This window comes from uncultured Streptococcus sp. (assembly GCF_963516575.1).
GTDB lineage: Bacteria > Bacillota > Bacilli > Lactobacillales > Streptococcaceae > Streptococcus.
In genome coordinates, this window is the sequence record NZ_CAUQCP010000001.1 from 93,950 (window position 1) to 104,101 (window position 10,152).

The window sequence follows — 10,152 nt, forward strand, 5'->3', positions numbered from 1 at the left end:
TAGACTTGCATATTTTTCAAGAAAATTATAGTTTTTCGGAAAGATGTTACAGGGGTTTTTTAAGTGATAAAAAGACTTAAACCTGTGTAAAACAAATTTCATCATAACCAAAAATTTTTTTTAAGCCAATTATACTCAATTATGTACTTTATTTAAGTGAACACTGGAAATTTTTAAAACTATTCATCTTCTGTATAATGTACTTTATTTAAGTGAAAACTAAAAATTTTTCAAATGTACATTTTGATACTAAAAAACACTTTAAACCATTAAATTGATATTAAAGTGTTTTTAGATTGTTTAATTTATTGATTTACAAACTGAACAAAATGTTCTTGTTTTCTTCTTAAACCTTTACAGATTTTACACGTTATTAAGTTACGTTTTTCATATTTGATTTTTTCATTGATTTTAAACTTATACCGATGATTTGGTTCATCTTTACAAATCCACCACACAATTTTATTACTTTTCTCATTAATTTCTGTTGGATTTGCTAAAAGAATATTATTCAGATAATCCCATTCGTTTAACAAATAGTCATGAGTTGTTGCAAGGTCGTTTAAACCTTTTAATACTTCATTGTTTTGACAATAAGGACAACAAGATATGTTCATTTGAATTTTTTTCTTAATCGTTTGCTGATATTCTCTGCTACATTCTGAACATCTCCACCATGCTTTATAATTTGAATTACACATTATAGAACTAGATTCCATGTCATTTAAAGTTGACCATTCCTTAATCAACCATGGGTGTGTGGTCGCAAGGTCGTTAAACCCTTTTAATACTTTATTGTTTTGACAATATGGACAAGAAGATTCTTTCTTTAGAATCTTTTTCTTAATTGTTTGCTGGTATTCTCCGCTACATTCAGAACATTTCCACCATGCACTATAATTTGAATTACTCATTATAGAACTAGAGTCCATGTCATTTAAAGTTGACCATTCCTTAATCAACCATGGATGTGTAGTCGCAAGGTCGTTAAAGCCTTTTAATATTTTTACTTTTCTACAGTAAGGACAAGTATTTTAGTAGTGAACTTATGACTAACAACCTGCTGGTATGTATTTGAACACACAGAACAGTTCCACCATGCTTTATAGCTTGATTTATTGGTTAAACAACTTAATTGTCGGTCATTCAAGCTTGACCATTCTTTTATTAAGTGAGGATGAGTTGTCGCAAGATCATTAATTCCTTTTATTAATTTTCTATTGGAACAATAAGGGCAACATTTATCGTCTTCAGCTCTATTAGAAATTTTTGCCTTATAGTTTCTGTGACATTTTCTACATATCCATTCAATTATATCGTTTGAATTAGAGAAAACATTATAAATGTCTCCGTTAATATTTTCTAGCCATTCTGATTTTAAAAATGGTTTTTTGTAACCCAATGATTCTTCAGGTTTAGGTATTTTTTTATTACAGTAAGGGCAAATTTTCTTGAGTTCTTTATTGCTGATATTCGAAAATTTATCTAGAACAATACTTAGTTTTTCATTAAATTCTAAATTACAACAGTCGCACAACCATATACATTTTTTATTTTTAGCTTCTGACAGAGTTATTTCATCAAGTTGTTGGATATTTTTGTTACTCCAATAACTAGATAGTTCAGGGTGAATGTCAGATAGTGTATTATACCCCTTTAATGGTTGTTCATCATTACAATATGGACAGCTATCTATTACTTCTCTTCTTATTGGAATTGAACAAAGGTATTCGCCTTGACAAATAGAACAGTTCCACCAATATTTTTTTGTTTCAATATGACTTAGAGTTAAGTGAACAGAGATATTATTTTTTTTACTCCATTCTTTCCGTAACCTTGGCGAATTATAGAAAATATCATTATTAAAAATCAGTGTATTCCAATCACAGTTGTTAGGACATGTTTCAAAATTACTATTCTCTAAGTTGGTTCTAGATATCATTTCAACAGGGCTGCATTGAAACTGAATATTACAACAAGGGCATTTCCAATTTATACATTCAGAAGACTTATGCCAGTATTCAGAAATAGATTTATCATTACTTTTATCCCAAAATTTCTCTAAATATGGATGAGTTTCTTGTAAAGTATTATACTCTTTTAACATTTGTTTATCACTACAATATGGACAACCTTCTTGATGTCTTTTTACAACTGAGCATTCATATTCCCCATTGCATTTCATACATTTCCAAGTTGCTACTATATTAGACAAACAGTCAATCATATTTTTTTTAATATGATTTTTAACCAATTGGTCAAGAAGATGCTTATCTGTGTAGCTGAGAGGCTTTACATTCACTTTTATAGCTGTGTCAAAAGTTGCTTCGCATTTAGTACAATAAAATCCATTCCTCTTAATTCTTGAGATCAACTTATCTATTGATAAATCAAAAAAATGCTTGCATTTATCACATTTCCATTTTCTGGGAATTGTAACATTATCACTGAGAGTTAATTTTTCAAATTCCAACTCGTTATAACCGCCTGAAAGATATATTTTTCCGAGGTTAGGGTATGCTTTATAAAAAGGTACACAATGTTTATATTCGTTACAGCCTGCATGAACAACTTTTTTGTTTAATTTTTTTGTTAATAATCTAGAAGTATTGGCTACATCTTTCCAACCAACATGACAAGTGGGACATTTAAAATGAAATAATCTCTTTGAAGTAAAGGTTAAATTTTCAATTTCGTTTTGAATCGATTCTATATTCTCATAATGAAAGTTTATGTACTCAAGAAAGTTGGGAAACCTATCAGATATTGCGTTTTCTCCTTTTACAAGCACTTCTCCAAGGTCGCATACAGGACAGATTTTTGTATGATTTAGGACTTGCTTGTAAGATTTTGCTACACTTGCTTTCCATTCGTACGAACAGTTAGGGCATTTCCAGCTAACGTGTTTTTTACTAGTAATAGGGAGTTTTTCTATTTCTAATTTAATATTGCTATCAAAGTTCCAATATTTCAATAAAGCTGGAAAATCAGTGATGAAGTCTGACATTTTTTCCTCCTAATACTTAGTCTTATTATCCAGTAAGTTTTTGATTTCCAAAATCTTACTTTTGCCTGCTTTCTTCTCTTTATGAGTGTGCTTTTCAAAAGATATTTTTGTGTCTGAGGTGATAATATTTTCACTTAGATACTTCTTAGTTACAAGTTGCTGATCAGATTTTAATAAGCCTTCTTCTTTTAATAATTCATTTGCAATCCCAGGATACAAACTGGTTTTAAGAAGATTTCTTAACTTTTTGTTTTCCTCTAATAATTCTTTGTTTAATGCTGTCTGCTCCTTAATTTCAGCATTCTTTTCATTAAGTTGTACTACCTCATTTTTCAACTCTGAAACTTTTGTTTTGAGCTTACTGGCTTCTTCCTTATATTCTATTGCTGCATCAACAACTCTTTTATAATAATTGTTAAGTTTCATCAATGCTGATTTGATTGCTTTAGGGGTTCTATTGGTCATTAAGAAACGTTCCACATCTAGAGTTTTATACGTTATAACTGTTTGATAGGTGTCGTCCTCAAATAGTTCCAATTTATCATTAAGGGCTTGTCTAAATTCTTTGTTTCTTCTAATCGTTGTGTCTGCAACTTGCGGAAATCCATTGTTTCTAAGGTAATTTCCAAACTGTGGAATTTTGAAAAGTCTAGGATTATTCGAACAATGTTCCAGCAAATAATGTTCAAATAATAATAGCAATTCTTGATTATCAATATACTTCTTTCTAGCCATTTGAGAACTCCTGTAAGGATAAATGTTTTTCAGTTAGATATTCTTGATAAGAACGACTAACTGTTTTAAGTTTTAATAATGCCTCACCAATATCTTCTATATTCCCCTTTCCTTGTCGAACTCTTTTTATAGCCTCATCTACAATTAAAGCTTCCTCGTCGATTGATTTCTTAAAGGATTTATCCATAGAGAAATAATCTTTTCCAGCTTTTCTGTAAAATGGACAACTAGTACAAGCACCAAGCTCTGCATGTGAGCTAATGACTTTAAGACAGTCTGAATAATCACCTTCCGCAAATCGAGGTGAATAACATCTGCCCTTATTATCAAGAGGAACATAGTTTTTATTAATGGTGTATCTATGTTGAGTTTTACTTATAGCGTAAGACGTTTGAGAGTTTGTTAATTTACGATAAAGCTGATAGCTCCTACATTCAATAAACTGACTCAGATTTGAAAAATAATGTGAAGATGTTGTGACACTATCATGTCCAGCTAAGAGCATTGCTGTTACTGGACTAGCCCCTTCTGCTATCAGATTGATCATTGCAATGTGTCTAGTATCTCCAATATGGATGAAATTAATCTCATGATCGTCTAATTGATTTGGGGAATTGATATGATGTACAAAATACCCATACTGTTGAGATACAATCTCATTAAAGAAATATTTTAAAATTGTATTTAAGTTACTGTACGTCAAGAAACGGTTTTTAGTACCAGCAATACGTTTCCATTTCCGATAATGAGAGTCTGTCACAAATAGGGTATCTAACTGTGTAGATGATAAGTCTTTGGTTAGCTCTAAATAATTTAAAATCTCACTCGCAAGCTTAAATGGTACTTCGTAAGTTGTTAAATAATAATCCTCTGAAATTTTATGGGATACTCCCTTGTCTTTTCCTTTTAAGTTATTTCGTCTGAGAGTTAAGTAATATTTTCCGTCTTTTTCTGTGAGACAATTTCTCTGAGTGAGCAAAAACTCCCTTGGTCTAAGTGGTACTACTGCTGTTATTTGCCACCATAAGAAAAGAGGGTAGTAAAACAATCTTTCCTCATCTGATAATGATTTAACCCAATAGTCGTTTAAAATATCATTAAATAAAAAATAGGATTGAAATTGGGCTAACTTTCGCTGTTTTTTAGTGTTCAGTTGATAACTAACATTTAAAAGTTCATCTAGTTGCTCAATCAGTTGGGTTAATTCGTTACTCTCTAAACATGGTAGTGTAGAAAGAAAATCTATACATACTGAGGGGTTGGAAATCTTCATATTTGCTAACGAGAAGACTTCGTTCACTTTTATTTCTTTGACTAATTTTTTTATATCTCTTAAAAAGGCTTGGAGTGTGATTAAAACATGATGTTCCATAGATAGCACTATAAAACTCTTTAAGTAGGTGACAAAATCATCAAAAGATAATTGAAATACTTGTTCATAAAACCTTTTATATTGGAATTTATTCAAGTTAAAAATGAAGCTAACGTTAGAATATTCATTAGTTGTTGCCCATCTATTTTCTTCAAAATTGGTGGTTAGGATAATCCCTTTTTCAACATAGTCTTGAAAACATTCTTTTGCGCTCTCAATCATATTGTCATCAAACAGGACAATTTCATTTACTTTACGAAATAATTTTAATTGATTATTCAACTGACTAACTCCTTGATAATATCCTCATAATCAGATAATACAGCTTCGCCATACTGTTCTGATAATGCTTCTAACATTTCTGTAAGACATGGTTTAATCTGCTGCTCAAGAATGGCTCGAACCTTTCCTCGTTCAAGTTCATTCTTTAATTTTTGATATTGTTTATTGAGACGATTAAACTCACCAATTAACAAAAGTAAGGTAGATTTTGTTTGTAATTCATACTGGCAACCGACACAATGTTGACGGTCATCATAGGGGCATAGTTTCCCTAATGCAGACAAGAGACACATACTTTCTCCCTGCTTAGAGAAAGCCTCTCCGTTGCCAATTCGATGACAGATTGTCAGTAATTGTTCAGGTTCAACATTGTTTTCAACTAGAGTTTTTAAAGCTTGTTGCGAACGTAAATCAGCCCTAATACTCAGTTCTAACGTTTTTTCAATTTCTACTGGCGTTAAATCTAAACTTTTAATCATTTGAGTTTGTTGGCTTGGACTTAATTTTTTATACTTTCCTCTAGTTACAATGGTCAAGAGCATAGACGGAATCATGGATAATACGCCTCGTTCAAATAGTTCTTTTGCAACCATTTCAGGTTTTAGTTGTCCGAGTTGGGCATCTTTTAGATACGTTGTTGTAGTTTGTGCAAATTCATTAAAATCCCCTTTATGGCTACGAGCTAATGCTGCTAAAAAATAACCTTTAATATTCAGTTCTGACTTTTCTTCAAGAACATCATCTGCTAACATTGCGACAGATTGTAAGTAGGACTTGTTTGCAGAACGACTACTAAAGTTACGCTCTAAAAATAAATTTCCGATTTCCTCCCCCATATAACTAGTAATCTTTTCATAAGTTTTAATTTGTCTGATCAATGGATTTTCTGCATTGTATGGTATTTGAAGTTGGAAATGTGCCTCACAGATAGCCAATAACGTTCCAATAAGAACCTGACAACTTTCTGGGACATGAAACTTTAGCTGAGCAACATTAGAAGCGTTTTTGGTTTTATTAGGTGTTAAGTTTAAATAAGTCAATCTTGTTGTAATACTTAGTAAAGTCCTTCTAGCTTCACTACTGCTCCAAGTTCCATCTACTACTGCTTCTAAAACTTCTAATGGCTCTCTTGTTAATTTAGGATGTCCTAATCTTTCTAAGTCTGTTGATCTTAGTGCACAAATAAAATGCAATCCTAGATATAGCCATGTATCTGCATAATCCTTTGAATTTGCTGCTTTGCACAACATGTCATTTTTTATGATGTAGTCTTCGTTAAACAGGTAATACATTAATTCAAGGTATTCATCTAATTCATACGCTCCATTTGTACTCTCAATCGTATAACGTTTTGTCATTTCAAAACTTACTCGATAACGAGTAACACCTTTATTGAGAAGCCACTTGATAAATTGAATAAGGATATTGCCTTGTAATTTCGTGAGAACTTCTGTTGCTACTTCTACTATGGTCTCCACTTCAGCATCACTATATAGAAACAAATCTTTTGTTAAGTAATATGCTAAAAAATCAAGTAGATAGAAACGATTTGTTTCACTCAGCTTTTCTTCTTCAGCAAATTGTACGAATAATTCACTTGTAGAAGGAAATTTTTTTGAAAAGATTCCTTCCATACTTTTAATTCCAGGAGGTGTTGTTAAATAGTCTTTGATATGATTTTTAAGAACTTCAGCATCTTTTTCAGAAATAGTATAATCATCAAGATTTATAGACACACCAAACCATTCATTGTCTAGTAAGAATCCACTGACTTTCTCACGGTGTTTTATTGTAGCAGCACCTAACTCGACTAATATTCTTTCAAGATAATTTTTTAAATCTACTACCAATAGCTACTCCTTTTAATCTTCTCCAAACAATTTTTCTGCTTGCCAGTTCATATATTCAAAAACACCATTATTAACCTGACCATATTGTTTTGCAATTTCTCCTTTATTTTGTAAATAAACCCAAGCACTTTCTGGTGAATTGTCCCCTCTAGCAGACATCAGTTCACTAACTTCATTAACACCTGACAAAACCAATTGTGTGGTGTACCAGTGCCTAAAGATATGGGGTGAAATATTATTTTCTTGCAAGAGTTGACCAAAAAAGACAACCTCTGGGTCATCAGATTTAAGAAATATTGGAATCATTTCTTCGCGAATAATCTTACGAAATCGTTGATAGTACACATCGTATGACAATGCTTTCCCTTGCTTGTTAAGGTTTAATGGACCATAATCTCTCTCATAACTTTTACCTTCTAGGTAGCTCATATAGTCATTGTAGGTGTCTAAAAAGACCTCTAAGAAGATATAAGGTACAGCTTGAAGTCTTTCCTTTTTAATTCGTCCAGTTGGCTTTAAATCGCTTCTAAGGGGCATTTCTTTTCGCAGATCAATCTCAATTTTAAATACTTGATTATCACTTTGGTGAAATATGATACCTGCCCCCAAAGGGCTATCTTCACGCCTTACATTACAAGCTTCTGATGGTCTTAAACCAACAAATGCTCCCAAAGCAACAACCATAAGTAAATCCTTGTGATATTGAGCAATGTGAGCAAAAAGCATTTCAAAGGCGCTGTTTGGCATATCCCTAAAAATTGACTTCTGTGTGTTGCTTCCATCAACAAATACCTCAAAATTCAACTCTTTTCTTTTGATGACTCTACCTCGTCTATTAGTGAACGTATTGATAGAATAAAGGTCTTTTGGCTTCAATTTAGCCTTCCCTTTTCGTTCATTCAAGTATAGAGTTAAAAAATCAAGAACTGCATTTACACATTTTTCGACTGTACTTTTCTTTCTATTTGTTCTATCTTCAGGCAATTGTGTTAAACCATAAAGCGTAAAAAATTCCTTGACCATTTCAAAAGTTAGTTGATCAAGATTATTTACCCCAACTGTTCCAAATATATAGTTCAAAAACTTAACAACGTATGAAAAACGTTTGTTGCCATCGTCTGAAATAGACTTAATTTTTGCGGCAGATTTTACATATCTATGAAAATGAGTGAATTGTAATGTGCCATCATCATGTTTGAGTGCAATCAATTGCTTTGTAACGATATTATTATCACCTAGAATCAGCGAATGTTTATACACAACAAATCTCATGTTACCTCCTTGTTTATTATGACTGAAGGTTCTTACTGTGTTTTATGATGTCAATACAGAAAAAAACGATCAAATCAGTACTATTTTCCTTTGTGCTCTAAACTGCATAAAGGGAATATCGATGAGTACTTTCATTGATCGTTATTATTATTCAAATTAATTCAATAATAAAAGTAACTTCATCTAAATAATAAGAGCAATTAATTAGCTCAGCAACAACGATAACCACAGCAACTCCTTCTAAACGATGAAAGGAATATCCGCCGTGGCTATCTATTTACTTTTTTTATTTTACTTCTGTAAGTTACTTTTGTTATTTTTACTTTTTCTGTATTATATCATATTTTGATTAAATTGTCATCTAAGAAAGTGATTTTTAAAAAACTGGAAATTTTTTCAATTGTATATTTTGACAATAAAAAACACTTTTATGTCAATTTAATGATTTTAGAGCGTTTTTAGCTTATTTGATTTTAAAGTTGTCGTCTATTCCTTAGAATTACTTGAAGAACAGGAAAAATTCGACAACAAAGTAAGTCGATCTATTCAGTTATAAAACCTATGAAGGTCTTTCTGCTGGAACTAGCCACTCCTACTTTGGAGATGTAGATTATACTCTTACTTATTCAACTGATAATATCCCTCATGATTTCTCCTCATGTGGTGCTAGCAAGCTTCTATATTATAGAACGAAAGTGATAAAGTGTTTTATAAAATTATACTATAAAATAAAATGAAAGAGAATTACACACTCAACTCAAACAACTTATAAAACTCACCTCTCCTATCCATCAAATCACTGAAAGAACCATCTTCAACAATAACGCCATCTTTCATAAAGAGAATTCTATCGTATTTTTTCAAAATGTTCTCATTCAACTTGTGGGTTACTACAAGTGCAGTCAAATTTTGAATATCCAAGATTGAACTTTCAATTTCAGTAGTTACTTGATTATCCAAAGATGAAGTAGCCTCATCCAATAATAAGATTGGTGTTTTTCGAATCAAGGCGCGCGCAATACTAACTCTTTGTTTTTGTCCGCCAGATAAATTTGATCCATTCTCTCCACATAAAGCTTGTAGACCTAATTCATTTTCTAAAACATAACTTTCTAAACCTGACTGCTGTACAGCTTTCTTTATTTCCTCATCAGTGAAGGATTGATTAAGAGTAATATTTGCTCTTAAAGTATCATCAAAGATATAAACATCTTGCTGAACAATCGTCATCAAGTTATAAAGACTCTCTGCTGAAATAGCTTGTATATCTTGATTATCAATTGAAATATGTCCACTTGTTACATCATAAAAACGCAGCAATAAATTGAGCAAAGTTGATTTTCCACTCCCTGACATTCCTACAATTGCAATTTTTTCCCCTTTTTGAATCTTCAAAGATAAATGATTAAAAATCTTTTCTTCATTATTAGGATAAGAAAAATCTATATTTGAAAAAGAAATAACATCATCGAAATATTCTTTCGTTTTACCAGTTTGAAGTTCGATTACATCTTTTACCTCAAATGCATCTAGTGTTGCCTGACCTTCACGGAATTTACTTATTCCCATACCAACTTCATTTAGTGGCATTACTACAAAATTGACCAGTTGAACAATAGCTGTTACACTTCCAA

General features: G+C 31.6%; 7 protein-coding genes. All 7 read right to left on the reverse strand.

Going from position 1 to position 10,152, the window contains the following annotated elements:
* Positions 1-305: 305 nt before the first annotated feature.
* Entirely contained in the window at positions 306-914 is a 609-nt protein-coding gene (locus tag RWM06_RS00450) for a zinc-ribbon domain-containing protein (RefSeq protein ID WP_399553519.1), read from the reverse strand.
* Positions 915-1,006: 92 nt separating this feature from the next.
* Positions 1,007-3,007: a zinc-ribbon domain-containing protein gene (locus tag RWM06_RS00455; protein ID WP_313969706.1), complete on the reverse strand. Its 2,001-nt coding sequence runs from the start codon at positions 3,005-3,007 to the stop codon at positions 1,007-1,009.
* Between the two features lie 9 nt (positions 3,008-3,016).
* Entirely contained in the window at positions 3,017-3,742 is a 726-nt protein-coding gene (locus RWM06_RS00460; protein WP_313969707.1) for a hypothetical protein, read from the reverse strand.
* Complete coding sequence (locus RWM06_RS00465) at positions 3,735-5,396, reverse strand: hypothetical protein (RefSeq protein WP_313969708.1); 1,662 nt, start codon at positions 5,394-5,396, stop codon at positions 3,735-3,737. Before RWM06_RS00465 ends, RWM06_RS00460 begins: the two co-directional genes overlap by 8 nt.
* Complete coding sequence (locus RWM06_RS00470; RefSeq protein ID WP_313969709.1) at positions 5,393-7,246, reverse strand: hypothetical protein; 1,854 nt, start codon at positions 7,244-7,246, stop codon at positions 5,393-5,395. Before RWM06_RS00470 ends, RWM06_RS00465 begins: the two co-directional genes overlap by 4 nt.
* Positions 7,247-7,258: 12 nt before the next feature.
* Positions 7,259-8,518, reverse strand: a complete 1,260-nt coding sequence (locus RWM06_RS00475; RefSeq protein WP_313969710.1) for a site-specific integrase — start codon at positions 8,516-8,518, stop codon at positions 7,259-7,261.
* A gap of 744 nt (positions 8,519-9,262) precedes the next feature.
* A partial coding sequence (locus RWM06_RS00480) for an ABC transporter ATP-binding protein (RefSeq protein ID WP_313969711.1) occupies positions 9,263-10,152 on the reverse strand: 890 nt, incomplete at its 5' end.